Source organism: Mesorhizobium sp. M7A.F.Ca.CA.003.01.2.1 (assembly GCF_003998945.1).
GTDB classification, from domain to species: Bacteria; Pseudomonadota; Alphaproteobacteria; order Rhizobiales; family Rhizobiaceae; genus Mesorhizobium; species Mesorhizobium ciceri.
Window position 1 is genome coordinate 1 of record NZ_RZRA01001531.1, and the last position, 679, is coordinate 679.

The 679-nt window shown below is 56.0% G+C and carries 1 protein-coding gene; it reads right to left on the bottom strand.

What is annotated here, in order from left to right:
- Positions 1–169: 169 nt before the first annotated feature.
- Positions 170–385, bottom strand: a complete 216-nt coding sequence (locus EN969_RS33990; protein WP_082826424.1) for a hypothetical protein — start codon at positions 383–385, stop codon at positions 170–172.
- Positions 386–679 lie beyond the last annotated feature (294 nt).

The window sequence follows — 679 nt, forward strand, 5'->3', positions numbered from 1 at the left end:
GACTGTGCCTGTGCGAATGATGTTTGGCCGGGGACCAGACGAAATAGAGCGAGCCCAGTTTCAGCACAGGCACCCTGTGATCCCGCTCGCGATCACGCAGTTCCCGGTAGGTCTTCACCTTCAGTGTGCCCCCCGGCAATCTGATTCGCAAAGCCATGATGCATAGAGCTTACGTGCTTTCTCCAGACGATGGAAGATTCATTTCAAGTTCCTCATCAGTATTCGAGCTCCTGGAGGGGCGATCAGGAATTGTACTGGGCCACCAGATGACGAAATATTTGCCAAACTGCCAGACCGGGACTTCGCCCTTGTACTCTCGCCGCCGCAACTCATAACGTTGCTTGACCTTCAATACACCGCCCGGAAGCCTGATCTTGATCGTCATCGTCCCTCAATACTGATGGCGCACTTCCTGGGTGCCGCGCCCAAAATATCTGTCCGGCCAAGTTAGAAAAATCGCTCACTCTCGGATCGGATCGTTGCAATCCGATTTCGCTGAGTCAATGGAGCCGAGGGCGAACTCCTGTGGCTATCGGCGCCGTGCAGATAAGGCTTGAGAGCGGGCTCAACCTCTGCGCCGCAAGATCCAGTTCACACAGATCACGGCCACGAGGCCACATGCGATGCCGGCGCAATCGGCAAACCAGTCGAACACATCCAGATCGCGCCGTATCAGCGC

Excerpts from the sequence above, each read along its gene's own strand:
- EN969_RS33990 (WP_082826424.1), bottom strand. The coding sequence starts at position 385 with ATGACGATCAAGATCAGGCTTCCGGGCGGTGTATTGAAGGTCAAGCAA.